The following is a 24,070-nucleotide window of genomic DNA, read 5'->3' as shown; positions in this document are numbered from 1 at the left end:
GCGCAGGGGTTTTGACGCTTTGCATGCCCCAGAAAACAAAAGCCCCGAAACGCTGGATGTTTCAGGGGCTTAAGCTTGAGATATGGCGGGAAGATGGAGATTTGGTCCCGTTCAAACGGCTGCCCGTCGCTGCTCTGCTCTGCCCAACGTCAGCAAAATCGGGAGTTCCGTCTCATCGCACCTGCCCACTGATGCCCTATACCGCCCGTTGATTTCGCCACTTTATCGACACACTGCCTAGACAGTCGTGTTGGCCATCGGTAGCGTCTAGCCACCAAAACACCCTGGAACATCCGACCTGAGCAGCTCTGCGTGTCGCGTTCCGCCTATGCGAGCCGTGTCTTCATTCTGGCCTAGGACCTGGCGCCTCTCCGGGGAGGTGATCAGACGGCAGCGGTCATGTCATGCGACGGCAAGGTCGCCTAACTAATAGGCATGCCTCACAATGAAAAAGGAACTTTCGATGTTTAAAATCGAGACCAAACGCTTGATTCTTAGGGACATGACCCCGAACGATGAGAGTGCTTTTGTTTCTATGTCTCAGGATTCTAAATATCAACGCTTCTATGATGAAAGCGATTGCGACCCCAATAAATACAGGGAGCTAACAAGCTTGTTCATAGCTCAAGCCTCTGAGAATCCGAGAAAATCATACCAATTGGCTGTTGAGTGCAAGCAGTCAGGGGAGTTCATCGGAACTGTTTGCTTGCGCCTTGAGGGCAATCAGCAAGCTTCGATGGGATGTGCGTTTTCGAGAGAGTCTCAAGGTAGCAAGTTCAGTCACGAAGCAGCTTTAGCCTTGGCGGACTTCGGGTTTTCCAGGCTCGCGGTCCACCGTATCTATGCAGAGACAATCAGCAGGAATCTACCAGCCATCAAGCTCTGCAAGTCTTTAGGGATGCGCCAAGAAGCGCATTTCAGAGAGCATCGTTTTTTCAAAGAGCAGTGGTGGGATACAGTGGTTTTAGCCGTACTGCGAACCGAATGGAACAAGGCATAACAAACAACTCAAGAGCTAAAGGGATAGCCATGACCAAGCACATTGGTTCTTGCCTGTGCAGCACAGTGAGATTTGAAGAGCTAAAGGAGAGCTAAAGGGGACAGATTTATTTTCGATGGGCGATCGCAATAAATAAATCCGTCCCTTTTCATTCCCACCAACCAAGCATCATACACCTTATGCAGTTACCGATTGAACTCGATAACGCCTTAAGCTTCACCCATGGTTTTCTCAAGGCACTAGAAATAGTTGCGAACAGAAAAGCAGGAATCTCTGTAGGTATTTATAAGCGCAACGGAACGCTAGAAGCCGACCTAGCCTTGCACCTCAAGAAGTGCAAAATCCAATACTCAACAATAAAAACATCACTTTCAAACCGCGACGAATTTATAAAAAAGTCCTGGAGCCCGCTAGACATATCACTCTCTCACCTATCTCCTACCGTCCGAGAAGACCTGAAGTGGCAATTCGAAGAATGCGTCGGCCTGCTTTCTACCGCAATTGATGAACGTGGATCGTTCAACCCTCTCTTCAGCGCTCCAATCCATGAAGTTAAATTCAAAAGTGACAATAAAGGTTCTCTGCACACTCTTGAGATCGGCGATTGGACACTTGTATTTTTCGGCGAGCACAGCGCATGACAACATGTTAAAGCCGCTCACCGGGACAGCCCCAAAGCCAACCCATAACCAGACATCAGGCATTTATTTTGCGTAAACTATTGGAATCTGACAGCCTTATCCAGGTAAATCTGATAGCCAGCTACCTGCAAAGCAATGGCATAACCGTAAAAATACTAAACGAACACCAGAGCTCCATTCGCTCGGTTATTTCCTTTAACAAACCCATACATCCTGAACTCTGGGTACACCCCGAACAGTTTGAAACTGCTGCCAAACTTGTCGGCCGCTTTCAATACGAACAAGAATCAAATTACTCGCAAAGCGAAACCGAGTGGCTATGCAAGAATTGCAAGGAAAGCAATCCTGGCAACTTCATGTCTTGCTGGGCCTGTGGAAGCCACAATTAATCTTCCTTATGATTTGCGGCTTGAATACCGGTTGAGCACGCCTAACAAGCGGCTCAATCCGTCTGTTTCCCTCACTGGTACGGGCTAACACCTGCGCCTTAAGTAAACGTCATGCCGGATTAATATGTAGACCATAGAAGAGATAGCTATGACTAAGCATGTTGGCTCTTGCCTGTGCAGCACAGTGAAATTTGAGATCCATGGAGACTTCGACAGTTTTTACCTCTGCCACTGTAAACACTGCCAAAAGGACACTGGCTCTGCTTATGCATCAAATCTGTTTTCGCAGTCAGCTACACTGACCTGGCTGGCGGGTGTAGATTCTGTGACCTCCTTTACGCTTCCAGGCACCCGCCACAGCAAAAGCTTTTGCAGGTCGTGTGGCTCAGCATTGCCCAGCATTCAACTTACAAACCTGCTCGTTGTTCCTGCGGGTTGTTTGGACACAGAAATTGCTGCGCTGCCGACTGCGCAAATTTTCACATCAAGCAAAGCAGCATGGGATCGGGCGACTGGTGATGTGCCGGAGTTCGAAGGGCTGCCAGAGTAAGAGAAGCTCACCTTCTTGCAGAGCAGCTAGAATCTGCCCCTGAACCAAACATTAGGTGCCCAGGATGATTGTCTTCGCTTTTTTTGTTTGCTTCGTTGTGGCTACCACGGCGCTCGCTTTTGCAAAGCTGAGGCCCAAGGGTGCCGCCCCCGATCGCATCCGTGCATTTGATCGCTGGGCCTGGTTGCTCGCTGCAGCTGTGGCGCTGGCCAGTGCTCTGTTCGCCTGGCCTGTCGATACGGACTCGATGGACAGCCTCTGGCGGCCCGCAGCGGCGGCGTTCAATGCATCATCCGCCTGGGCAATGGTGCTCCTGGGTGCAACAGCCATTCGGTACGCCCTCTTCCGTGGGCAGCACACCTGATCACTGGAAAGCAGTGAGAGTCGAACCCGTTTGGGCCTGTGCCCGTTGCTGCCCTTACCTGCTCAGCGCTAGCAGAATGGCGGCTTTCGCCTCATCCTCTCTGCCCATTGCGTCACTCTGTCGCCCGTCGATTTCGACACTTTTTCGACACGATCTTTCGTCTGTCTTGCACCTCTACAGTGCCTTTGTGTATACCTATCCAGTACTAATGAAAGCGTGAAATGTGGAAGTCAAGCGAATACGCAAGCGTCACATGCCACCTCTCTAAGCCATTGAAAATATAAGTATTTTCCTGAACTCAAGACTCCCATTTTTCGGAGTTATACCGCCTTCCTCGCTATTGGATTAGTGTGGAAGGCTATCTAATCACTGTTAGGGAAAACGGAATCATGACCGATGCAAATACCTTTATCTCGGAACAGCAACATATCGAAAACTTAGCATCACAGCTTTCCATGTCCCCGCAGACGCTAGCGCAACTGCATGAGTACGGAGTATCTATTTCGCAGAGTTTGAAGCTAGAGTATTTCTTTTACACTGATGCACAGAGCAAGGCATTATCACTGTCCGAGAGCCTAGTTAAGCTCGGATATACGTCAGAACTCGGCCAGCTCGAAGACGAACCTGGAATTTATCTAATTACAGGCTGGAGCACTCCAACCCAAGCTGCGAGCGATAAAATCAATGAGTGGACAGCTCTCATGTGTTCCTTGGGCTTCAAGCATGATTGCGAATTTGATGGTTGGGGAACTAACCCTGACCAGTAACCCTAACAATTGGTTCAAACCGTTCGCTTCGCTCACTGGGACCGGCTAAAGCCGGCCCCTTAACCAAACGTTAAGTGTCCAAGAATGGAAATCGAAGCATTGAATATCGACTGCGAAACACACGGTAAAGGTATGGCTGCTACAGTCTGCTGCCATCTAGTTAGAAATAATGGTGCTCCTCTAGGCTTTATCGAAAATAGTTCGGAACCGGGCGATCTCCAGGGCTGGTGCTACGCCTGCGAACATATGTTCTTGCAAGAGGAAGATAAAACTGAGCGCTTTCGGAAATTCTGTGACTTTTCGGTCGTGTGTGAAGAGTGCTACAAAAGCATTAAGGCACATCATGAGTCCAACACTTAACAAGCCGCAGCAATCGCTCCCGTTGGTCGCTGGGACAGCCAAAACGCTGCGCTTATTTGTCTGCCCTTGTGCGGAGCGTTAGTCCCTGTAATTAAGCCCGACGTGTGACCTACAATTACGTCGTTCAATGCTTCCCTCTCTGCCTCTGCAAGCCCAATCTTTCAGCTTTTGTTTTTCCTTGATAACTGTCACCCGAACTTTTCCAGCTGGTTTTTCCGGCGCACCAGGTTGATAGCTCTCACGAAGGCTGAGCACATTGTCAGCCCCTCTCGCGGTGTAGTTTTGATCGTTGAACACCGTTTGCTTTATGGCTGGGCTACCTGAGCCAGAGAGTTGCTCTGATAGCTGCTGAGACATTGCGTCTCGTCTTGCCTGCTGCTCAACGATTCGATCCCAGTCCTTTGCAGGTGCTGGCTCTACTCGGGTGATTTCAGCAACCGGTTTGGGCTTCGGCTGCTGTCGGTTCTCGGCTAGGTTCTTGACGGTGCTCTGCATGAACGCCTCACCAGCCACTGTGAGCAAGCCCAGGGTAATGACCATACCGACACCACCTGCCAGCACTGCCACCATGCTTCCGCTTTTGCGTGGCCGGCTGGTGAGCCATTCCGGCGCGTCGTCTCTGTCAGCCTTCATCCTTGAATCTCCTATCCTTGCGGGCGTACCAGCGTTTGGCTACTTCCTGGGTGATCGCTATCCCGCGTTCTGATCGGTCAAGTTTCGGTTGGCCTCGTCGTAATCCGGGCTTCGGTGGCCGCCCTCTGGCTCAACTCTGCCGCTTACAAGCCAAAGCGCGTAAGCGCGGAATCACCCTGGATACGCCCACGGCTCTGAGCTACGTCGGGCAAGCCGTTCTGCTGGAGCTGATGTGGCAAGGCGATACCGAGTCCTTCTGGCAGTGCGCCTACATCCGTACCTGCCGGCCAGTCATCACATGTGCTGCGACACACCTTCGCCAGCCGGTTCGTGATGAATGGCGGGAACATCCTGACGCTGCAGAAGATCCTCGGCCACACCACTTTGGCCATGACCATGCGCTATACGCACCTGGCACCGGATCACCTGCAGGATGCCGTGAAGCTTGGGCCTGTCGCTGACTACCAGCACTTCCTGGCGATCATCACTCCGGCCGGCTGAGTGCTTTCCTGTGCCATGAGCTTGGCTTAAGATGCACACGACGTATATACGTTGTAGATACAGCCAAGACATGAGGTGACCGCCATGGCCAAAGAAGCCGTTTTCAACCTGAAGCTTGAACCCGAACTACGCGAAGGATTTATGGCAGCCGCTCAAGCCGTCCACCTGCCGGCCTCCCAGGTAATGCGAGACCTCATGCGCGACTTTATCCGCCAGCAACAGCAGGCCAAGGAACATGACGAGTTTGTGCAACGCAAGGTCGCTGTTGCCAGGGCGTCTGTAGAGGCCGGTCGTGGCCGATCCAATGACGATGTTGAAGCTGAGTTCGCCGCTCGCCGCGCTAAGGCTCTGGGCCACGAATGAAGGTTATCTGGACACCCGAAGCCCTGCAGGATCGTCTGGATATCTGGGAATACATCGCCGCCGAAAACCCTAGCGCTGCCGTGCACATGGACGAGCTATTCAGCGCTGCTGCAGCCTCTCTGGCCGACTTCCCCGACAAGGGTAGATTGGGAACGGTCACCGGTACTCGGGAACTGATCCCTCACGAGAACTACCGCCTGGTCTATCAGACTGAGCATGATGCGGTCTGGATTCTCACCCTGGTACACGTCGCCAGAATGTGGCCGCCGATCCAGAGCTAGCTGCAGTCTCAAGCAGTTTTCGACACTTCTTCGACACCTTGCATGCCGTAGAAAGCTTAAGCCCCCGAAACTCTAGGAATTTCAGGGGCTTAAGCTTGAGATATGGCGGGAAGATAGGGATTTGAACCCTAGGTGCCATTGCTGACACAACGGATTTCGAATCCGTCCCGTTCGACCACTCCGGCATCTTCCCAAGCGGCGCGAATCATAACAGCTCAATACGCTTTGGCGAAGCTAATTTTGAAAATTTTTCTTGTTCTATCAGTCGCTTGTAAAAAACAGGCGCCACCGGTACTGCCGGCGGCGCCTGTCTGGGCGGTCAGGCGGTCAGGCGCGTCAGCGCCTCGCGGTACTTGTCCGCCGTCTTCTGCGCCACGTCCGCCGGCACGGCCGGGGCCGGGGGTTGTTTGTTCCAGCCGGTGGACTCCAGCCAGTCGCGGACGAACTGCTTGTCGAAGCTGGGCGGGTTCTTGCCTTCGACATAGCTATCGGCCGGCCAGAAGCGGCTGGAGTCGGGCGTCAGCACTTCGTCCATCAGGGTCAGGGTGCCGTCTTCATCGAGACCGAATTCGAACTTGGTGTCGGCGATGATGATGCCACGGGTCGCCGCGTACTCGACCGCAGCGCTGTACAGGGCAATGGCCGTGTCACGCACCTTGGCCGCCAGTTCGGCACCGATGATGGCTTCGCACTGCTCGAAGCTGATGTTCTCGTCATGGTCGCCGACGGCGGCCTTGGTCGAGGGGGTGAAGATCGGCTGCGGCAGCTTGGCCGCTTCCTTCAGGCCAGCCGGCAGGGCGATGCCACAGACGGTGCCGCTCTTCTGGTACTCCTTCCAGCCGGAACCGACGATGTAGCCACGCACGATGGCCTCGACGGCAACCGGCTTGAGGCGCTTGGCGACGACGGCACGGCCTTCGACCAGGGGCAGCTCGGCCGCCGCCACGACGTCCTCGACCTTGTCACCGGTGAAGTGGTTGGGCACCACGCCGGCCAGCTTGTCGAACCAGAAGTTGGAGATGGCGGTGAGGATCTTGCCCTTCTCCGGGATCGGTTGTTCGAGGATCACGTCGAATGCCGACAGACGATCGGTGGCCACCATCAGCATGCGCTTGTCGTCGATTTCGTAGAGGTCGCGGACCTTGCCCGAGTAGATCTTCTTCAGGCTCAGGGTGGTAGGTGTGCTCATGTCGGCATTTCCGTTCGTGGCAAACAAAACAGGCGAAACCCTTTAGGATTTCGCCCATCGATTGGAGGCTGAGGCAGCTGCTGCCTGGATCAGCCGAGGTTGTCCTGAATCAGGCTCAGCACGCGGCGCGATACATCGGCCGGGGCGATGGTGTTGAGGTCCTTCTCCACCGTGACCTGCACGCTATCGCCCACCGGGGTCAGGCGAACCTGATAGCGCTCGGCGCGCGCCTCGATCTCTTCCTTGCTCGGCTCGCTGCCGAACAGACGACCGAAGAAACCGGGCTTCTCTTCATTGACCTGGGCACCTTCGGCCAGGTTGATGTAGTACAGGCCAAGGCTGCGGTTGAGGTCGTCGACACGCACGTCACCCAGCTCCAGCGAGCGGCCGACACCCGACCAGGCGCGGTCGAAGTCGGCGCCGAGGTTCAGCACCGGGTTGCCGTTGCCGTCTTCGCTCAGGCTGACGCGGCTGGGGGCATCGAAGTCGCGAGCGGCGAGCAGCGAGACGGAACCGCCCTGCTCCACGCCACGCGCCATGCTTACCAGCATTTCGTCGAGCAGTGCCGCTTCCAGGCTGGCGTTGCCACTGCGTTCGGCGAAGGCGACATCGGCACTGCTGCCGGCCGGACGCTCGGCACTGGTGACGAAGACTTCACTGGTGTTGCGCTGCACACCCGGCTCGATGCGCACACGTACGCGCATCTCGGCATCCGGTGCGACACCGGACACGCGGCTGCTCAGGCGGCGCGCCATGGTGCTGGAAAGCTCGTCGAAACGCTGCCAGGAGGTGGTGAATTCACCGACCTGCGGGCGCTCGCTGGCGATACGGAAGCCATTGTCCTCGAAGAACTGACGGGCCAGCGGCCAGACTTCGGCCGGCACGCGCTGGGCAACCACCCAACGCGAGTCGCCGCTGCGCTGCAGGCTGAACTCACGCTCGTCGCCGCGCACTTGCAGGGGCTGAGGGCGCGGCACCTCGAATTCGCGGGACGTCGAGTTGCTGCTGGCGACCTGGGCAGGCACCGGCAGCAGCGGGTCGAGACGCTTGGCCTGGACATCGGCCGGCAGTTGCATCGGTGCAGTCTGACGCGCTTCCAGGTAGTCGCTACCGCGATCACGGAAGTAGCCATCTTCACCCCAGAGCCAGCCACAACCGCTGGTGCTGGAGACGATCAGAGCAAGGGCGGAAAATCCGGCCAGTCGCTTCATGCGTAGAATTCCTCGATTAAGCCAATACGCCGCACTGGCGCATGGCCTGGCGCAGCGGTTCGTGACAGCGCGGGCTGAGCCAGGTCAGCGGCAAGCGAATACCTTCGTCCATCAGGCCCATTTCGTGCAGCGCCCACTTCACCGGAATCGGGTTGGATTCGAGGAACAGGGCCTTGTGCAGGGGCATCAGGCGGTCGTTGATGGCACGGGCGATGGCCGCCTCGCCGCGCATGGCAGCGGCGCACAGGTCGCTCATGGCGCGCGGCGCGACGTTGGCGGTGACGGAGATGTTGCCTTTGCCGCCCAGCAGCATCAGCTCGACAGCGGTAGCGTCGTCGCCCGAATAGACGAGGAAGTCCTTGCCGACGCGGCTCAGTACGTCCTGGGCACGCTGCAGGTCGCCGGTGGCTTCCTTGATACCGATGATGTTGTCGATCTTCGACAGGCGCTCGACGGTCTCCGGCAGCATGTCGCAGACGGTGCGGCCCGGCACGTTGTAGAGAATCTGCGGGATGGCCACGGCTTCGGCGATATGGCGGAAGTGCAGGTACAGGCCTTCCTGGGTCGGCTTGTTGTAGTACGGGGTGACCAGCAGGGCGGCATCGGCGCCTACGTCCTTGGCCGCACGGGTCAGCTCGACCGACTCACGGGTGGAGTTGCCACCGGTGCCGGCGATGACCGGGATACGGCCAGCGACCTGGTCGACCACGCGCTTGATCACTTCGACGTGCTCACCCACGTCCAGCGTGGCGGACTCACCGGTGGTGCCGACCGCGACGATGGCATTGGTACCCTCTTGCAGGTGGAAATCCACCAGTTTGCTCAGGGCCGCCCAATCCAGATCACCCTGCGCGTCCATGGGCGTGACCAGTGCCACCATACTGCCCGCAATCATGCAACTGCTCCTGCCGGAAAAATTGAGCCGTAATGGTACTGGTGCCACCAGTCCGGCACAAGCAACGGACAAGGGCATATCCGCTCCCGACTTGGGGCGACGAGGGTGGCGGCGCCATTCCCCTCGGCGGTGCTTTTCGCTAACCTGCTCTCTTTGGTCTGCGGCGTCTCGTGCGCGGACCGTTCATCGCTTTAGGAAGGCTGCATGTCCCCCCCCCCCGTTCGCGAACAATTCCTCGTTATCAGCGCTCTCGGCCGTGATGCCATGGCCCTGACCAACCTGCTCAGCCGCACCAGCCACGAGAACCGCTGTGCGGTGATCAGCACCCGCCTGAGCCGCCATGGAGAGTTCAGCGCCCTGGTGCTGCAGGTGTCCGGCAGCTGGGACGCCCTGGCGCGCCTGGAGTCGAGCCTGCCGCTGCTGGCCAAGAAGCACGACTTCTCGGTCAACCTGATCCGTAGCGCCGCTGCCGACGCTCGCCCGCAGGCGCTGCCCTACGTCGCCTACGTCAGCGCCGTGTACCGCCCGGACATCCTCAACGAACTGTGCCAGTTCTTCATCGACCACCGCGTGGAGCTGGAGAACCTCACCTGCGATACCTACCAGGCACCGCAGACCGGCGGCACCATGCTCAACGCCACGCTGACGGTGACGCTGCCGGCAGGCACCCAGATCAGCTGGCTGCGTGATCAGTTCCTCGATTTCGCCGACGCCCTGAACCTGGATGCGCTGATCGAACCCTGGCGCCCGCAGAACCCATGACGATTCGCCGCGCGTCGGCCCTGCGCCAGTAACCGCAGCGGCGGCCTGCTCATCAGGCCCCGCCGTCTGCCGCGCAGATGACTGCCGCGCGAGATCATCGACCGCCTCTATCGAAGGAGTTCCCATGACCGTAGCCATCGACCAAGCCGTTGCCGACTTCCAGGCCGAAGCCACCAGCGGCCAGCAGGTGAAACTGTCTGACCTCAAGGGCCAGCAGGTCGTGCTGTACTTCTACCCGAAGGACGCCACGCCCGGCTGCACCACCGAGGGCCTGGACTTCCGCGCGCGCTTCGAACAGTTCCAGGCCGCCAACACGCTGATCTTCGGCGTGTCGATGGACAGCCTGAAGAAGCACGAGAGCTTCAAGTGCAAGCAAGAGTTCCCCTTCGAGCTGATCAGCGACGAGGAGCACGCCCTGTGCGACCTGTTCGGCGTGTACCAGCTGAAGAAGAACTACGGCAAGGAGTACATGGGCATCGTGCGCAGCACCTTCCTCATCGACAAGGATGGCGTGCTGCGCGAGGAATGGCGCAACGTCAAGGTTGCCGGCCATGTCGACAAGGTGCTGGCCGCCGCGCAGGAACTGCACAAGCGCTGAGACCAGGCTCACCTTGCTGTAGGCGCGGCTTCAGCCGCGAATGCCGAGCCCCGCACCAGCGGGAGCAAGCATGAAAAAGGCCGCATTCGCGGCCTTTTTCGTTTGACGGGGATATCGCTCCAGTAATGCGCCTGTTTCGCGACTGAAGCCGCTCCTACGGGGGGATTCGCCCGAGGAGCCAGCGGCCATTCGCGATGCGCCCCAGGCGCACGCCGCGGTCGCGGATGCCCCCTCTCCCAGAGGAACGACGCGGCCCCAGCACCAGCGTGCCAGACACAGAGCAAAGACCGTTGGCTCCTGTGACCCGCCCTCTCAGGCCTGTGCAGACTCCAGCTCGGTACGCGGCCAGGCGTTGATCACCGCCTTGAACAGCGTGGCCAGCGGAATGGCGAAGAACACGCCCCAGAATCCCCACAGGCCGCCGAACAGCAGCACCGCGCAGATGATCGCCACCGGGTGCAGGTTGACCGCCTCGGAGAACAGCAACGGCACCAGCACGTTGCCGTCGAGGGCCTGAATGATGCCGTAGACCACCATCAGGTAGATGAACTGGTCGCTCCAGCCCCACTGGAACAGGCCGATCAGCGCCACCGGCACCGTCACCACGACCGCGCCGATGTAGGGCACCACCACCGACAGGCCAACCAGCAGCGCCAGCAGCGCCGCGTAGTTCAGCCCCAGGTAGGCGAACGCGATGTAGGTGACCACGCCACAGATGATGATCTCGATGAACTTGCCACGGATGTAGTTGGCGATCTGCTGGTTCATCTCCTGCGCGACCTGGCTGATCAGCGCCCGCTCGCGCGGCAGGTAGCCACGGAACCACTGGCCGATCTGCTCGCGGTCCTTGAGGAAGAAGAACACCAGGATCGGCACCAGCACCAGGTAGATCATCACACTGACCAGCATCGGCAGGCTGGACAGCGAGAACGACAGCGCCCACTGGCCGAACTTGCCGGCCTCGCCCCGCATGCTGGTGATCAGCTGCACGATCTGCGCGTCGGTGATCAGGTTCGGGTAGCGCTCCGGCAGCAGCAGGAACACCGACTGCCATTCGGCCGCCATGCGCGGCAGCTCGTTGAACAGGGTGCTGAGCTGCTGCCACAGCAACGGCATCAGCACCAGCATGAACACCGCCAGGCAGCCCATGAACAGGGTGAACACCAGCCACACGGCGAGTACCTGCGGCACCCGCATGCGCTCCAGGCCGTTGACCATGCCCTGCATCAGGAAGGCCAGCACCAGGCCGGTCAGCACCGGCGCGAGCATCCCGCCCAGGGTCAGCACCACGGCGAACCCCAGCACCAGCAGCACGGCCAGCACCACGGCCTGCTCGTCGGAGAAGTAGCGGTGCAGCCAGTCGCGTATAACCTTGACCATCAACGATCCTTAATCTGCAGATGTGCTGGGGAGGACGGCGAAGGGCTCAGGCCTTGCGCAGCCAGTAACGATAGACACCCGAGTCGACTTCTTCATGCAGCAGCGCATGACCGGCCAGCGTGGCGAATGCGCGGAAATCGCGCTGCGAACCGGCATCGGTGGCACTGACCTTGAGTACGGCGCCGCTGGCCAGGCGATTGAGCTCGAGCTTGGCTTTGAGCAAGGGCAGCGGGCAATTGAGCCCGCAGGCGTCGAGTTCGGCATCGAAAGCCGGTACGTCTGTCATCGTCTACTCCTGATAAGGGCGCTAGGATAACCAAGCCACTGCAACCCTGGCCAGCGCGCTAGCTGGCCGGCTACAGTAACCCCCTTTGCCCTCCGAGAGCCCTGAGTGCATGACTTTTCTGCGCCCCACCCTGCTGACGCTGGCCTGCCTGTTCGCTGCCCACACGGGAGCCAGTGACCTGCCGTCGCTTGGCGATGCCAGCTCCTCGATCGTCTCCCCTCAGCAAGAACACCAACTCGGCCGCGCCTGGCTCGGCCTGCTGCGCGGCCAGGTCTCGCAACTGGACGACCCGCAGCTCAAGGACTTCGTCGAATCCAGCGTCTATCGTCTGTCGGAAACCAGCCAGCTGCAGGACCGCCGCCTGGAGTTCGTCCTGCTCAACAGCCCGCAGCTCAACGCCTTCGCCGCCCCGGGCGGGATCGTCGGGGTCAACGGTGGCCTCTTCCTCTACGCTCAGACCGAAGCCGAGTACGCCTCGGTCATGGCGCACGAACTGGCGCACTTGTCGCAACGCCACTTCGCCCGTGGCATCGAGGCGCAGCAGCGCATGCAACTGCCGCTGATGGCCGCCATGCTCGCCGGCATCGTCGCCGCGGCAGCGGGCGCGGGGGATGCCGGCATCGCCACGATCATGTCGACCCAGGCTGCGGCGATTCAGGAGCAGCGCCGCTTCTCGCGCCAGAACGAGCAGGAGGCCGACCGCATCGGCCTGGTCAACCTGGAAAAGGCCGGCTACGACCCGCGCGCCATGCCGTCGATGTTCGAGCGCCTGATGCGCCAGTACCGCTACGACGCCAAGCCGCCGGAATTCCTCCTGACCCACCCGGTTTCCGAGTCGCGCATCGCCGACACCCGTAACCGCGCCGAGCAGTATCCGGTGGAAGGCCGCGAGGACAGCCTGCGCTACCAGCTGATGCGCGCCCGCGTGCAGCTGACCTATGAAGAGACGCCCGGGGTCGCCGCCAAGCGTTTCCGCGCCATGCTCGACGAGAACCCGGGGCTGGATGCCGCGCGCTATGGCCTGGTCCTGGCGCAGATGAAGACCGGCCAGCTCGACGAGGCCGGCAAGACCCTGGCACCGCTGCTGAGCAAGGCCCCGGACGACATCGTCTACAACCTGGCGCAGATCGAGCTGGACATGGCCGCCAATCGCCTCGATGCGGCCGATCGCCGCCAGGCACGCATGCGCACCCTGTACCCCAGCAACTATCCGCTGCAACAGAGCGGCATCGACCTGCTGCTCAAGCAGCAGCGCATCCCGGATGCCGAGCGAGCGCTGGATGACCTGCTGAAGACCCGCAGCAAGGACCCGGACGTCTGGTACCAGGTCGCCGAGGTACGCGGCCTGAGCGGCAACACCATCGGCCTGCACCAGGCGCGCGCCGAGTTCTTCGCGCTGGTGGGTGACTACAACCAGGCGATCGAACAGCTGGACTACGCCAAGCGCCGCGCCAGCAACAACTTCCAGCTGGCCTCGCGCATCGACGCACGCCAGCGCGAACTCTCCGAAGAGAAACGCCTGGTCGAGCAGATGTTGCGCTGACGCACGTGCTGGCACGGTCTTTTGACTGCGGTACGTTCGGCCCTCTCCCCCGGCCCCTCTCCCATGAATGGGAGAGGGGAGCAAACCGTGCGGGCGCTGCGCCCGTAGCCCGGATCCAATCCGGGGAATCCCTTAGCCCGGCCCCGGATTTCATCCGGGCTACGAAGGCGGTCAATGCGGTGGCGCACTGGTTTGGCGAAGTGCGGCGCGCTCGCCCCTCTCCCCCGGACCCTCTCCCATGAATGGGAGAGGGGAGCAAACCGTGCGGGCGCTCCATCCGTAGCCCGGATGCAATCCGGGGAATCCGTAGTACAGCCCCGTAGCCCGGCCCCGGATTTCATCCGGGCTACGAAGGTGGTCAAGGCGGTGGCGTACTGGTTTGGCGAAGTGCGAAACGATTGGCCCTCTCCCCCAGCTCCTCTCCCATGAATGAGAGAGGGGAGCAAACCCTGTGGGCGCTGCATCCGTAGCCCGGATGCAATCCGGGGAATCCGTAGTACAGCCCCGTAGCCCGGCCCCGGATTTCATCCGGGCTACGAAAGTGGTCAATGCGGTGGCGTACTGGTTTGGCGAAGTGCGGCGCGCTCGGCCCTCTCCCCCGGCCCCTCTCCCATGAATGAGAGAGGGGAGCAAACCGTGCGGGCGCTGCATCCGTAGCCCGGATGCAATCCGGGGAATCCGTAGTACAGCCCCGTAGCCGGCCCCGGATTTCATCCGGGCTACGAAGGTGGTCAAGGCGGTGGCGCACTGGTTTGGCGAAGTGCGGTACGTTCGCCCCTCTCCCCCGGCCCCTCTCCCATGAATGGGAGAGGGGAGCAAATCTTGTGGGCGCTGCGTCCGTAGCCCGGATGCAATCCGGGGAATCCGTAGTACAGCCCCGTAGCCGGCCCCGGATTTCATCCGGGCTACGCGCGCAGCCTGAAATGAAAAGCCCCGCACTAGGCGGGGCTCTTCATTTCAGCGGATGGCTCAGGCGCTTTGCGCCAGGTCCATCAGCTCGCGGTTGGCCACGGCGTACATGGCGTAGTCGGTGCCGGTCGCCGAGCGCAGGTCGGCCAGCATGGCCTTCCAACGATCGACCAGGCGCTGATGCTGGTCAAGCCACAGCGCCACCCGTGCCTCGATGTCCTGCGGGCCGTCGACCATCTGCAGGACCGACACGGTGACCGCCCGCTGCTGCCAGTCGAGGTCGTCGCGGAAGGCTTCGCGGGCCAGTGCCTGCCAGTTGTTCTCCACCGGCAGGTTGGTGATCTGCTGCAGGTACCAGGACAGTTCCAGCGCGCCACCCACGGCGAAGTAGGCAGTCGCCACTTCGCTGGCATCCTTGCCGGTCACGTCTGCGGCTTCGATGATCGGCAGCAGGGTGTACAGGTGGCTGGTGCCGGCGACCACGCGCGCCAATTCCTCCGGCGTGCCAGCTTCGACGAAGCTCTGGTAGCGCGCCAGCCACTGCTCGCGCGCCGGGCCTTCGAGCAGCTCGTCCAGGCGACCGACCAGCGCCTCGATACGCGGCGCGAAATGCGCCACGTCGCGGGCGGCGTCCAGTTCGTTGCGACGGCTGCGCAGGAACCAGCGCGTAGCACGACGGCCCAGGCGCATCAGCTCATCCATCAGCTGCAGCTGCAGGTCGGCCGGCACCTTGTAGTCCAGCGCCTCGATCTGCTGCCACCAGTACGGCAGGCGGAACAGGTCACGCACGATGACGTAGGCGCCGGCGACGTTGGCCGCGCTCATGCCGGTGGACTCCTTCAGGCGCTGCACGAAGGTGATGCCCATGTGGTTGACCAGGTCGTTGGCGATCTGCGTGCTGACGATCTCGCGCTTGAGGCGGTGACGGCGCATGGCGTCGCCGAACTTCTCGGTGAGGATATCCGGGAAGGCGGTTTCCATCTCGCGGGCCAGGTAGTCGTCATCCGGCACCTGGGACTTGAGCAGGGACTCCTTGAGGTCGATCTTGCTGTAGGAGATCAGTACCGACAGCTCCGGACGGGTCAGGCCCTGGCCGTTGTTGGCGCGCTCGTTGAGTTCTTCGTCGGACGGCAGGAACTCCAGGGCGCGATCCAGCTTGCCGGCGCTTTCCAGCGCGTTCATCAGGCGCTTGTACTCGCCCGCCCGCTCGCGCGCACGGCGCTCGGCCAGCGACAGTGCCTGGGTCTGCTTGTAGTTGTTGCCGAGCACCAGCTCGGAAACGTCGTCGGTCATCTGCGCCAGCAGCTTGTTGCGCTGCTTCTCGGTCATGTCGCCGCCGGAGACGATCTCGCCGAGCAGGATCTTGATGTTGACCTCGTGGTCGGAGCAGTCCACGCCACCGGCGTTGTCGATGAAGTCGGTGTTGCTGGCGCCGCCGTGCAGGCCGAACTCGACACGGCCGAGCTGGGTCATGCCCAGGTTACCGCCCTCGCCCACCACCTTGGCGCGCAGCTCGCGACCATCGACGCGCAGGGCGTCGTTGGCCTTGTCGCCGACGTCAGCGTGGCTTTCCTTGCTGGACTTGACGTAGGTGCCGATACCGCCGTTCCACAGCAGGTCGACCGGCGCCTTGAGCAGTGCGTTGAGCAGCTCGGTCGGCGCCAGGCGATCGGCGGCGATGTCGAAGCGCGCCTTCATCTGCGGGCTGATGGCGATGCTCTTGGCGCTGCGCAGGAAGATGCCACCGCCCTCGGAGATCAGCTTGGCATCGTAGTCGGCCCAGCTCGAACGCGGCAGCTCGAACAGGCGCTTGCGCTCGACGAAGCTGCGCGCGGCGTCCGGGTTGGGGTCGATGAAGATGTGCATGTGGTTGAACGCCGCCACCAGCTGCAGGCTTTCCGACAGCAGCAGGCCGTTGCCGAACACGTCGCCCGCCATGTCGCCGATGCCGATCACCGTGACATTGTCCTTCTGCACGTCGATGCCGCGCTCGCGGAAGTGACGCTGCACGCTGACCCAGCCGCCCTTGGCGGTGATGCCCATGCCCTTGTGGTCGTAACCGGCCGAGCCGCCGGAGGCGAAGGCGTCGCCGAGCCAGAAGCCGTACTCGGCGGCGATGCCGTTGGCGATGTCGGAGAAGGTCGCGGTGCCCTTGTCCGCCGCCACCACCAGGTAGGGGTCGTCGGCGTCGTGGCGCACCACGTTGGCCGGCGGCACCACCTCGCCATCCTTGAGGTTGTCGGTGATGTCGAGCAGGCCGCTGATGAAGATGCGGTAGCAGGCGATGCCCTCGGCCATCACCTCGTCGCGGCTGCCGCCGACCGGCATCCGGCGCGGCACGAAGCCGCCCTTGGCGCCCATCGGCACGATTACGGCGTTCTTCACCTGCTGCGCCTTGACCAGGCCGAGCACTTCGGTACGGAAGTCTTCTTCACGATCCGACCAGCGCAGACCGCCCCGCGCAACGTCGCCGAAGCGCAGGTGCACGCCCTCGACACGCGGGCTGTAGACGAAGATCTCGAACTTCGGCACCGGGCGCGGAATGTCCGGGATCAGGCGCGGGCTGAGCTTGAAGCTGAAGTAGGCCTTACCCTGGCCATGCTCGCCGTTCTGGTAGAAGTTGGTGCGCAGGGTGGCCTTGATCAGGTCCAGGTAGCGCCGCAGGATGCGGTCCTCGTTGAGCACCGCAACGTTGTCCAGCGCAGCGAGGATGGCCTGCTCCAGTTTCTGCTGCTTGTCGTCGAGGTCTTCGGCGGTGAGCTTGCGCGCCAGGTAGAAGCGCGTGCGGAACAGGCGCACCAGCTCCTTGGCGATGTCGGCGTGGTTGACCAGGGTGGCGGCGATGTAGCTCAGCGAGAAGCCCAGGCGAATCTGCTTGAGGTAGCGCGCATAAGCACGCAGCAGCGCCACGTCGCGCCAGGGCATGGCCGCGGTCAGCACCAGGCGGTTGAAGGCGTCGTTCTCGGCGTCGCCACCGACGATGTGGATGAAGGCATCCTGCAGGGTGTCATTGAGCTGCTGGATGTCGACATCCAGGCCTTCGGCGTAGGTGAAGGCGAAGTCGTGGATCCAGAACTCGCGGCCATCGGCACGGCGCAGCTTGTAGGGGAACTCGCCGAGCACGCGCAGCCCGAGGTTCTCCAGAATCGGCATGACGTCGGACAGCGGCAGGGGCGCATCGGCGTGGTACAGCTTGCAGTGCAGCTGCTGCTCGTTCTGCGCCAGCGGCTGGTAGAAGCTCATCACCAGCTGCTTTTCGCTGCTCAGGCTGAGCAGGTGCTGCATGTCCACCACCGCCGAGTGCGGGGCGAAACGCTCGCGATAGCCCGCCGGGAAGCCGCCGGGGAATTCCGCCAGCACGTTGGTGCCCTGCGCCTCGCCGAAGCTCTCCACCATCAGGCCGGCGTAGTCGTCCTTCCACGAACGGCAGGCCTGGATGACTTCCTTCTCCAGGCGCACGGGATCGATCTGCGTCTTGCTCTTCGGGTCGACCCGCAGAATGAACTGCACGCGGGCGAGCACCGACTCGGAGAAGAAGGTCCAGAACTCGCAATCGGTGGCCTGCAGGCGCTCCATCAGCACCTGCTGGATCTTCACCCGAGTCTCGGTGGAGTACACGTCACGCGGTACGTAGGCCAGGCAGTAGCAGAAGCGGCCATAGGGGTCGCGGCGCAGGAACACGCGAATCTTGTTGCGCTCCTGGATCTGCACGATGGCCATGGCGGTGCTGAACAGATCGTCGACCGGGGTCTGGAACAGGTCGTCACGCGGCAGCACTTCCAGCACCTGGGCCAGTTCCTTGCCCAGGTGGGCGCTGCTGTCGAAACCGGAGCGCTGCTTGATCACATCCACCTTGCGGCGGATGTAGGGGATGTTCCACACGCTCTCGGCATACACCGCCGAGGTGTAGAGGCCCATGAAGCGGCATTCCTTGACCACGTTGCCCTTGGCATCGAGTTCACGGATGGAGACGAAGTCCGGGTAGGCCGGGCGGTGCACGCGGCTCGGCACGGCCGCCTTGGCGAAGGACAGCAGCTGCGCTTCACGCAGGTAGGCGACCGCCTCCGGCTCGATGTGCAGCTCGTCGGCCTTGAGCCCGGAGCGCAGGCGCTTGGACAGGCCGAGCAGGGATTTCTCGTCGTAGACCATGGTGCCGCCTTCAGCGGAGGGCGCCACGGTGAATTCCTCGTAGCCGAGGAAGGTGAAATGGTCATCCAGCAACCAGCCGAGGAAGACCTTGATCTCCTCCAGCTCGGTCTTGTCCACCTTGAGCTTGGCGCGGTCCAGCCAGGCCAGCAGCTCGCGTGCCTTGGCCTTCATCGGCTGGAAGTCGGCAACGCTCATGCGCACGTCGCCGAAGACTTCGTGGATGGCCTTCTCCAGCGTCTTCAGTTCGGCGGAGCTGGCGCAGCGGTCGATTTCCAGGAACATCAGCGCTTCCTGCAGCACGCCCTCGCCCTGGGTGCCACGCGGCAGGATCTCCAGCAGCTGGCCGTTCTTGTCGCGGCGCACGCTGAACACGCTGTTCTGCAGGGTATGGATGCTGTAGCCGTGGCGGTTCAGCTCCATGCGCACCGAATCCACCAGGAACGGGATGTCGCCATGGAGGATTTCCACCGCCGTATGGGTGGACTGCCAGCCGTGCTTCTCGTAGTCGGGGTTGAACGCCCGCACCTGCGGCTTGGCGTGATCGAACTGCTCCAGCATGCGCCAGGCCGACAGGGTGCAGCCGACCAGGTCGGAAAGACGCCGCTGGGTCAGCTCCTCGAGGGCGATGATGCCGAAGAACTGATCGGCGAAAAGGGCTACTTGTGGCAGCGCCTGCTCACTCACGTGCTGCGCCAGGGCCGCTTGCAGTTGGTGCTGGAAGTCGGCTTTGCTGGCCGCCGTAAAGAACGCCATGTTTTTGCTCCGTTGGGCTGGTGGTTCGACAGGACATCTGGATCGCTGCCGCTGGGTGTTGCCAGGCGGTTGAACAACCACCTGCGTTGCCATTGCTGCCGCGTCTACGTTTGCAATGGTCTGCTAGTTCAACGTTAGTCCATGAAGCGACAATGACACCTGCGAGTCGCATCGGACCGGCGCGAAGGGAGACGACCGACTGGTCACGTATGACCGCCGAGCTTAACGAGGGAAGCCCTGCAACCGCTTGCGGTGCTGCGACATTTTCTTTCAAGGCTGCACCGAGACGGTGCAAAAGAGAAAAACCATGGCCCGCCAGCGCAGGGCGAACGAGCCATGCAGAAGGGTCAGGCGCCGCGCATGGCCTCGGGCAGTGCCAGGACGATCTGCGGGAAGGTGGTGATCAGCACCGCCGCCAGCACCAGCAGCATGAAGAACGGAAAGCTGGCCCGCGCCACCGCCCCGAGGTTGCGCCCGGTGAGGTTCTGGATGACGAACAGGTTGAAGCCCACCGGCGGGGTGATCTGCGCCATCTCCACCACCAGGATGACGAAGATGCCGAACCACAGCAGGTCGATGCCCGCGGCCTGCACCGCCGGCAGGATCACCGCCGTGGTCAGCAGGATGATCGAGATGCCATCGAGGAAGCAGCCCAGGGCGATGAAGAACAGCGTCAGCGCCAGCAGCAGCAGGTACGGCGACAGCTGCTTGGCGATGATCCAGTCGGCCAGCGCCGCCGGCAGGCCGGTGAAGCTCATCGCCGACGTCAGGTAGGCCGCGCCGAGCAGGATGAAGAAGATCATGCACGAGGTGGAGACGGCGCCCATCAGGCTGGCCATGAAGGTCTCCCGGGTCAGCGCCCCGGAACACAGCGCGATCAGCAGCGCGCCGACCACCCCCACCGCCGCCGCCTCGGTCGCCGTGGCGATGCCGCCATAGATCGAACCGATCACCGCGACGATCAGCCCCAGCACCGGGATCAGCAACTTGGCCCGGCGCAGTTTTTCCATGAACGGCAGGCGCTCGCCCTCCTCCGGCAGCTGGCTGCGATTGCAGGCCGACCAGAGCATCAGGTAACCGCTGAAGATGGCGAGCAGCAACAGGCCGGGCAGAATGCCGGCGATGAACAGGCGCGAGATCGACACCTGCGCCGCCACCCCGTAGACGATCATCATGATCGACGGCGGAATCAGCAGGCCGAGCGTGCCGGCGCCGGCCAGCGAGCCCATGGCGATGGACTCGGGATAACCGCGCGACTTCAGTTCGGGCAGGGAAATGCGGCCGATGGTGGCGGCGGTGGCGGCGGACGAGCCGCTGACCGCCGCGAACATGCCGCAGCCGAATACATTGACGTGCAGCAGGCGCCCCGGCATGCCGCGCATCCAGGGTGCCAGGCCGTTGAACATGTCTTCGGAAAGACGCGTGCGGTAGAGGATCTCGCCCATCCAGATGAACAGCGGCAAGGCGGTCAGGGTCCAGCTGGCGCTGGACGCCCAGCTGGTGGAGGCCAGGATCGAGCCGGCCGGCGCGCCGCCGAACAGCTCCATGCCGATGATGCCGACGCCGAGCAGCGACAGGGCGACCCAGACGCCGCCGCCGAGCAGCACGAACAGTGCCAGCAGCAGCGTAATGGTGATGGTTGTGTAGTCCACGGGTTCACTCACGAATCAGTGCGGCGATGGCCGCAATTAAGGATCGAGCCATGCGGCTCACTCGCTCATCGCCGTATCGGCCTCGGCAGACTCGAAACGCCTGCCCAGGCAGGTCAGCACCAGGCGCTCGGCCATGGCCACGACCAGGATCAGGGTGCCGAGCAGCATCGGCAGCTGAGGCAGCCACATCGGGATCGGCAACAGGCCCGAGGACACTTCCTTGAACTCGTAGGACTCCAGCACGAACAGGGTGCAGTACCAGGCCAGGTAGGCGGCGATGCCAAGACCGATCAGGGTGGCCAGCACATCGGCCGCACGACGGCCACCAGGCGGCAGCAGGCGCAGCATCAGTTCCACGCGAATGTGTGCGCCACGCTGCAGGGCATAGGGCAAGGCGAGAAAACCGGACGCCGCCATCGCGTAGGCGGCGAACTCATCGGCCGCCGGCACCATGGTGCCCAGCTGGCGGGCCACGATCTGCGCCACCACCAGCACGCAGATCGAGACGAGAAAGACGCCGGACAGCCATCCGGACAGGGTGTAGAGCTTGTGCAGTGGGGTCATGAACAGCGGGCTCCCTGGGCAAGCTTGAAGAAAAAGCCCATCGCTGCGACGCAGCGATGGGCACTGACATCAACGCTGGTAGGCGTCGAGGATAGCCTGGCCGTCGGCCCCGGAGCGCTTGAGCCACTCGTCGGTCATGGTCTGGCCGATCTGCTCGAAGCCCTTCTCGACCGCAGCCGGTGCCTGCTCGGACACCTGCATGCCGTTGTCGGCCAGGGTCTTGACCAGCTCGCCGGTCTTTTCCTGGGCGATCGCCCAGCCACGCGCCTCGGCACGCTTGGCGGCATCGAGTACCGCAGCCTGGGTCGCTTCCGGCAGGCGCGCGAAGGCACGTGCGTTGACGATGACGAAGTTCTTCGGAATGAAGGCCTTGACGTCATAGTAGTAGGAAGAGAAGTCCCAGGCCTGGGAGTCCACGCCCGTGGTCGGCGAAGTGAGCATGCCGTTGATCATGCCGGTGCTGAAGGCCTGTGGAATCTCGCCGGTCTGGATCACGGTCGGCACCGCCCCCATCAGCTCGGTCATGCGCGAGGTGGCCGGGTTGTAGGCACGGAATTTCATGCCCTTGAAGTCGTCCATGCTGGCGACCGGGGTCTTGGTGAAGATGCTCTGCGGCGACCACGGCATGGCGTACAGCAGCTTGATGCCCTGCTTGGCCAGGCGCTCCTCGACGGCCGGCCGGCTGGCGGCCCACAGCGCCTGGGCCTGCTCGTAGTTGCGCACCAGGAACGGCACGCTGTCGACTTCGAAGATCGGGTCTTCGTTACCCAGTACCGACATCAGCACGTCGCCAGCCTGGATCTGCCCGGTCTGCACCGCACGCTTGACCTCGGGGCGCTTGAACAGCACCGAGTTGGCGTGCACACGAATCTGCAGCTCACCCTGGCTGGCCTGCTCCACGTCCTCGGCGAACGACTTGGCCACGGTCGTGATGAAGTTGCCGTCGGGCTGCTCGACGCTCATGTTCCAGCGCTCGGCAGCCTGGGCGCCGACGCCCAGTGCGCAAGCCAAAGCGGTAATAGCGAAACGCGATGCGATGCTTTTCATGGTGCTCTCCTGTTAATTGTTCTTTGTGCGCCGCACGCGCGGCTGGAAGACGATTTCGAGTCTCAGCGCATCGCCCTACCCTGTCCAACTAGAAAAACCGGGGGCGCATGATCGGAATTCGTTATGGGATGAAACGGGGCATCGCTGTGGCAAATGCACCAGCAGCGGGCAACCGCTGACGGCTCCTGGAAAACCTGGGCAAGGCCGCCTGCGCCGGGGCATGACAGACAGGCAAGCGGGATTCACGCGCGCTGAGCGAGCCTGCCGAGGGGGCTTCTCGAGGGGCCGTCGACCAGCGTAAGGGCTCAGGCGCTCTGCTGTTCCGGCGCCGGGGCGACGCGCGCCATGCAGGCTTCGCCCATTTCCTCGGCATAGACGTCGAGCGCCTCGCAGGCCAGAGCGATGATGTCTTCGCTGAGTTCCAGCCCGACCCCGGTGCGCCAGGTGGCCACCACCGGCAAGGCCGGCGGCTCGGGAACGTCGTCGAGAATGCTCAGCACCCCCTGCTTGAGTTCATCGTGGACCAGCGCCGGCGGCAAGGCGCCGACCCCGAAGCCATCGCGAATCAGCCGGGTCATCGCCGCGATGGAGTTGACGCAGTTGATGCGCGGCGCACTGACGCTGCCGGCGTGCAGCAGGTTGAGAATGTCCTGGTGCGGCCGCGAGTTCTTCGAGAAGGTGATGATGCGCTCGCGCGCCAGCTCATCCGTGGAGGCGTAGCGGCGGTGGTACAGCGAGCCGGTGGGCACGATCCAGCGCACCGGGAACACCGCCAGCTGCAGATTGCGCACGCTGTCGCCATTGACCATGTCGGTCTGGAACACGATGTCCAGATAACCCTTGAGCAGTTGCTCGTTGAGGTTGCGCGCGGTGTCGGCGGTCAGTTCGATCTCCACTGCGGGGTAGCGCTCCATCACCCGTGTTACGAACGGACTCAACCAGGTGTGAATGACGGTATCCATCGCCCCGATGCGGATGCGCCCCTGGATACTGCCGGTATCACTGATCGACTGCTTCAGCGCCTGCATGGTGTCGATCATCCGCTCGGCGTATTCGAGCACCTTCTGCCCTTCGGGCGTCAGCGACACGCCCTTGGAATCACGCAGGAAAAGACGCGTACCGAGTTCATCCTCGAGCGCGGCGATGCGGCTGGAAATCGACGCCTGGGTACTGAACAGCTTCTCGGCAGTCAGGCGGAAACTCTTCAGCCGCGCCACCCAAACGAAGGTCTCGAGAAATCTCAGGTTCATGCCACAACGCCTCTTCGCAATATCGTCATCCGG

General features: G+C 61.8%; 23 protein-coding genes, 1 tRNA gene and 2 pseudogenes. 13 read left to right on the top strand and 13 right to left on the bottom strand.

What is annotated here, in order from left to right; genetic code table 11:
• Positions 1-463: 463 nt before the first annotated feature.
• From EPK82_RS00540 to EPK82_RS00510, 7 genes are all read left to right on the top strand, one after another.
• Positions 464-1,000 carry a GNAT family N-acetyltransferase gene (locus tag EPK82_RS00540; protein WP_134675478.1) on the top strand — a complete coding sequence of 179 codons (537 nt, stop codon included), beginning with the start codon at positions 464-466 and terminating at the stop codon, positions 998-1,000.
• A gap of 179 nt (positions 1,001-1,179) precedes the next feature.
• Positions 1,180-1,641 (top strand): hypothetical protein, encoded by a 462-nt coding sequence (locus EPK82_RS00535; RefSeq protein ID WP_134675477.1) that lies wholly within the window; start codon positions 1,180-1,182, stop codon positions 1,639-1,641.
• A gap of 68 nt (positions 1,642-1,709) precedes the next feature.
• A complete protein-coding gene (locus EPK82_RS25180; protein ID WP_167494312.1) occupies positions 1,710-2,030 on the top strand; it encodes a putative signal transducing protein in 321 nt (106 codons plus the stop codon).
• A gap of 148 nt (positions 2,031-2,178) precedes the next feature.
• A complete protein-coding gene (locus tag EPK82_RS00525; protein WP_134675476.1) occupies positions 2,179-2,580 on the top strand; it encodes a GFA family protein in 402 nt (133 codons plus the stop codon).
• Between the two features lie 64 nt (positions 2,581-2,644).
• Positions 2,645-2,944 (top strand): hypothetical protein, encoded by a 300-nt coding sequence (locus EPK82_RS00520; protein ID WP_134675475.1) that lies wholly within the window; start codon positions 2,645-2,647, stop codon positions 2,942-2,944.
• A 389-nt stretch (positions 2,945-3,333) separates the two neighbouring features.
• A complete protein-coding gene (locus EPK82_RS00515; RefSeq protein WP_134675474.1) occupies positions 3,334-3,711 on the top strand; it encodes a ribonuclease E inhibitor RraB in 378 nt (125 codons plus the stop codon).
• Positions 3,712-3,795: 84 nt separating this feature from the next.
• The gene (locus EPK82_RS00510; protein ID WP_134675473.1) at positions 3,796-4,071 is read left to right on the top strand and encodes a hypothetical protein; all 276 of its coding nucleotides are present in this window, start codon (positions 3,796-3,798) and stop codon (positions 4,069-4,071) included.
• 78 nt (positions 4,072-4,149) lie between these two features.
• Here the strand turns inward: EPK82_RS00510 and EPK82_RS00505 are convergent, their stop codons facing one another.
• A complete protein-coding gene (locus EPK82_RS00505; RefSeq protein ID WP_134675472.1) occupies positions 4,150-4,704 on the bottom strand; it encodes a hypothetical protein in 555 nt (184 codons plus the stop codon).
• A gap of 57 nt (positions 4,705-4,761) precedes the next feature.
• Positions 4,762-4,875, bottom strand: a pseudogene (locus EPK82_RS24980) (DNA-binding protein); the annotation flags it as partial.
• 105 nt (positions 4,876-4,980) lie between these two features.
• Here EPK82_RS24980 and EPK82_RS00495 point away from each other — a divergent pair.
• From EPK82_RS00495 to EPK82_RS00485, 3 genes and pseudogenes are all read left to right on the top strand, one after another.
• Positions 4,981-5,205: pseudogene (locus tag EPK82_RS00495) on the top strand (tyrosine-type recombinase/integrase); the annotation flags it as partial.
• A gap of 84 nt (positions 5,206-5,289) precedes the next feature.
• Positions 5,290-5,568 (top strand): antitoxin of toxin-antitoxin stability system, encoded by a 279-nt coding sequence (locus EPK82_RS00490; RefSeq protein ID WP_134675470.1) that lies wholly within the window; start codon positions 5,290-5,292, stop codon positions 5,566-5,568.
• Entirely contained in the window at positions 5,565-5,849 is a 285-nt protein-coding gene (locus EPK82_RS00485; protein ID WP_134675469.1) for a type II toxin-antitoxin system RelE/ParE family toxin, read from the top strand. The genes EPK82_RS00490 and EPK82_RS00485 overlap by 4 nt, the downstream gene beginning before the upstream one ends.
• Before the next feature lie 103 nt (positions 5,850-5,952).
• On the opposite strand, the gene EPK82_RS00480 is transcribed toward EPK82_RS00485, so the two are convergent.
• From EPK82_RS00480 to dapA, 4 genes are all read right to left on the bottom strand, one after another.
• Positions 5,953-6,042, bottom strand: a tRNA-Ser gene (locus EPK82_RS00480).
• A 126-nt stretch (positions 6,043-6,168) separates the two neighbouring features.
• A complete protein-coding gene (locus EPK82_RS00475) occupies positions 6,169-7,038 on the bottom strand; it encodes a phosphoribosylaminoimidazolesuccinocarboxamide synthase (protein WP_134675468.1) in 870 nt (289 codons plus the stop codon).
• A gap of 89 nt (positions 7,039-7,127) precedes the next feature.
• The gene (bamC, locus tag EPK82_RS00470) at positions 7,128-8,249 is read right to left on the bottom strand and encodes an outer membrane protein assembly factor BamC (protein WP_134675467.1); all 1,122 of its coding nucleotides are present in this window, start codon (positions 8,247-8,249) and stop codon (positions 7,128-7,130) included.
• Positions 8,250-8,265: 16 nt separating this feature from the next.
• Positions 8,266-9,144, bottom strand: coding sequence for a 4-hydroxy-tetrahydrodipicolinate synthase (dapA, locus tag EPK82_RS00465; RefSeq protein WP_037057413.1), 879 nt, complete (start codon positions 9,142-9,144; stop codon positions 8,266-8,268).
• Between the two features lie 204 nt (positions 9,145-9,348).
• Here dapA and EPK82_RS00460 point away from each other — a divergent pair, with 204 nt between their 5' ends.
• Positions 9,349-9,906, top strand: a complete 558-nt coding sequence (locus tag EPK82_RS00460; protein ID WP_134675466.1) for a glycine cleavage system protein R — start codon at positions 9,349-9,351, stop codon at positions 9,904-9,906.
• 124 nt (positions 9,907-10,030) lie between these two features.
• On the top strand, positions 10,031-10,504 hold the full coding sequence (locus EPK82_RS00455) for a peroxiredoxin (protein ID WP_037057425.1): 474 nt from the start codon (positions 10,031-10,033) through the stop codon (positions 10,502-10,504).
• Positions 10,505-10,816: 312 nt separating this feature from the next.
• On the opposite strand, the gene EPK82_RS00450 is transcribed toward EPK82_RS00455, so the two are convergent.
• Together EPK82_RS00450 and EPK82_RS00445 are read right to left on the bottom strand one after the other, a co-directional pair.
• Entirely contained in the window at positions 10,817-11,884 is a 1,068-nt protein-coding gene (locus EPK82_RS00450; RefSeq protein WP_037057428.1) for an AI-2E family transporter, read from the bottom strand.
• A 46-nt stretch (positions 11,885-11,930) separates the two neighbouring features.
• Complete coding sequence (locus EPK82_RS00445) at positions 11,931-12,170, bottom strand: sulfurtransferase TusA family protein (protein WP_037057431.1); 240 nt, start codon at positions 12,168-12,170, stop codon at positions 11,931-11,933.
• 109 nt (positions 12,171-12,279) lie between these two features.
• Between EPK82_RS00445 and EPK82_RS00440 the strand changes: the two genes are divergently transcribed.
• Positions 12,280-13,713 carry a M48 family metalloprotease gene (locus tag EPK82_RS00440; RefSeq protein ID WP_037057435.1) on the top strand — a complete coding sequence of 478 codons (1,434 nt, stop codon included), beginning with the start codon at positions 12,280-12,282 and terminating at the stop codon, positions 13,711-13,713.
• Positions 13,714-14,682: 969 nt separating this feature from the next.
• Here the strand turns inward: EPK82_RS00440 and EPK82_RS00435 are convergent.
• From EPK82_RS00435 to EPK82_RS00415, 5 genes are all read right to left on the bottom strand, one after another.
• Positions 14,683-19,524 carry an NAD-glutamate dehydrogenase gene (locus EPK82_RS00435; RefSeq protein WP_134675465.1) on the bottom strand — a complete coding sequence of 1,614 codons (4,842 nt, stop codon included), beginning with the start codon at positions 19,522-19,524 and terminating at the stop codon, positions 14,683-14,685.
• 347 nt (positions 19,525-19,871) lie between these two features.
• Positions 19,872-21,176 (bottom strand): TRAP transporter large permease, encoded by a 1,305-nt coding sequence (locus EPK82_RS00430; protein WP_037056197.1) that lies wholly within the window; start codon positions 21,174-21,176, stop codon positions 19,872-19,874.
• 57 nt (positions 21,177-21,233) lie between these two features.
• Positions 21,234-21,740 carry a TRAP transporter small permease gene (locus EPK82_RS00425; protein WP_037056200.1) on the bottom strand — a complete coding sequence of 169 codons (507 nt, stop codon included), beginning with the start codon at positions 21,738-21,740 and terminating at the stop codon, positions 21,234-21,236.
• Between the two features lie 69 nt (positions 21,741-21,809).
• The gene (locus EPK82_RS00420; protein WP_134675464.1) at positions 21,810-22,787 is read right to left on the bottom strand and encodes a TRAP transporter substrate-binding protein; all 978 of its coding nucleotides are present in this window, start codon (positions 22,785-22,787) and stop codon (positions 21,810-21,812) included.
• 305 nt (positions 22,788-23,092) lie between these two features.
• On the bottom strand, positions 23,093-24,037 hold the full coding sequence (locus tag EPK82_RS00415; RefSeq protein ID WP_037056204.1) for a LysR family transcriptional regulator: 945 nt from the start codon (positions 24,035-24,037) through the stop codon (positions 23,093-23,095).
• Positions 24,038-24,070: the final 33 nt, after the last annotated feature.

The organism is Ectopseudomonas khazarica (genome assembly GCF_004521985.1).
Taxonomy (GTDB): Bacteria; Pseudomonadota; Gammaproteobacteria; order Pseudomonadales; family Pseudomonadaceae; genus Aquipseudomonas; species Aquipseudomonas khazarica.
The sequence above is the reverse complement of the archived record's forward strand: the minus strand, read 5'-3'. Positions and strand labels throughout refer to the sequence as shown.

Bases quoted from the DNA above. Each gene is read 5' to 3' on its own strand.
- EPK82_RS00540 (WP_134675478.1), top strand. From the start codon at position 464: ATGTTTAAAATCGAGACCAAACGCTTGATTCTTAGGGACATGACCCCG.
- EPK82_RS00535 (WP_134675477.1), top strand. From the start codon at position 1,180: ATGCAGTTACCGATTGAACTCGATAACGCCTTAAGCTTCACCCATGGT.
- EPK82_RS00525 (WP_134675476.1), top strand. From the start codon at position 2,179: ATGACTAAGCATGTTGGCTCTTGCCTGTGCAGCACAGTGAAATTTGAG.
- EPK82_RS00520 (WP_134675475.1), top strand. From the start codon at position 2,645: ATGATTGTCTTCGCTTTTTTTGTTTGCTTCGTTGTGGCTACCACGGCG.
- EPK82_RS00515 (WP_134675474.1), top strand. From the start codon at position 3,334: ATGACCGATGCAAATACCTTTATCTCGGAACAGCAACATATCGAAAAC.
- EPK82_RS00510 (WP_134675473.1), top strand. From the start codon at position 3,796: ATGGAAATCGAAGCATTGAATATCGACTGCGAAACACACGGTAAAGGT.
- EPK82_RS00505 (WP_134675472.1), bottom strand. From the start codon at position 4,704: ATGAAGGCTGACAGAGACGACGCGCCGGAATGGCTCACCAGCCGGCCA.
- EPK82_RS00490 (WP_134675470.1), top strand. From the start codon at position 5,290: ATGGCCAAAGAAGCCGTTTTCAACCTGAAGCTTGAACCCGAACTACGC.
- EPK82_RS00485 (WP_134675469.1), top strand. From the start codon at position 5,565: ATGAAGGTTATCTGGACACCCGAAGCCCTGCAGGATCGTCTGGATATC.
- EPK82_RS00475 (WP_134675468.1), bottom strand. From the start codon at position 7,038: ATGAGCACACCTACCACCCTGAGCCTGAAGAAGATCTACTCGGGCAAG.
- bamC (WP_134675467.1), bottom strand. From the start codon at position 8,249: ATGAAGCGACTGGCCGGATTTTCCGCCCTTGCTCTGATCGTCTCCAGC.
- dapA (WP_037057413.1), bottom strand. From the start codon at position 9,144: ATGATTGCGGGCAGTATGGTGGCACTGGTCACGCCCATGGACGCGCAG.
- EPK82_RS00460 (WP_134675466.1), top strand. From the start codon at position 9,349: ATGTCCCCCCCCCCCGTTCGCGAACAATTCCTCGTTATCAGCGCTCTC.
- EPK82_RS00455 (WP_037057425.1), top strand. From the start codon at position 10,031: ATGACCGTAGCCATCGACCAAGCCGTTGCCGACTTCCAGGCCGAAGCC.
- EPK82_RS00450 (WP_037057428.1), bottom strand. From the start codon at position 11,884: ATGGTCAAGGTTATACGCGACTGGCTGCACCGCTACTTCTCCGACGAG.
- EPK82_RS00445 (WP_037057431.1), bottom strand. From the start codon at position 12,170: ATGACAGACGTACCGGCTTTCGATGCCGAACTCGACGCCTGCGGGCTC.
- EPK82_RS00440 (WP_037057435.1), top strand. From the start codon at position 12,280: ATGACTTTTCTGCGCCCCACCCTGCTGACGCTGGCCTGCCTGTTCGCT.
- EPK82_RS00435 (WP_134675465.1), bottom strand. From the start codon at position 19,524: ATGGCGTTCTTTACGGCGGCCAGCAAAGCCGACTTCCAGCACCAACTG.
- EPK82_RS00425 (WP_037056200.1), bottom strand. From the start codon at position 21,740: ATGACCCCACTGCACAAGCTCTACACCCTGTCCGGATGGCTGTCCGGC.
- EPK82_RS00420 (WP_134675464.1), bottom strand. From the start codon at position 22,787: ATGAAAAGCATCGCATCGCGTTTCGCTATTACCGCTTTGGCTTGCGCA.
- EPK82_RS00415 (WP_037056204.1), bottom strand. From the start codon at position 24,037: ATGAACCTGAGATTTCTCGAGACCTTCGTTTGGGTGGCGCGGCTGAAG.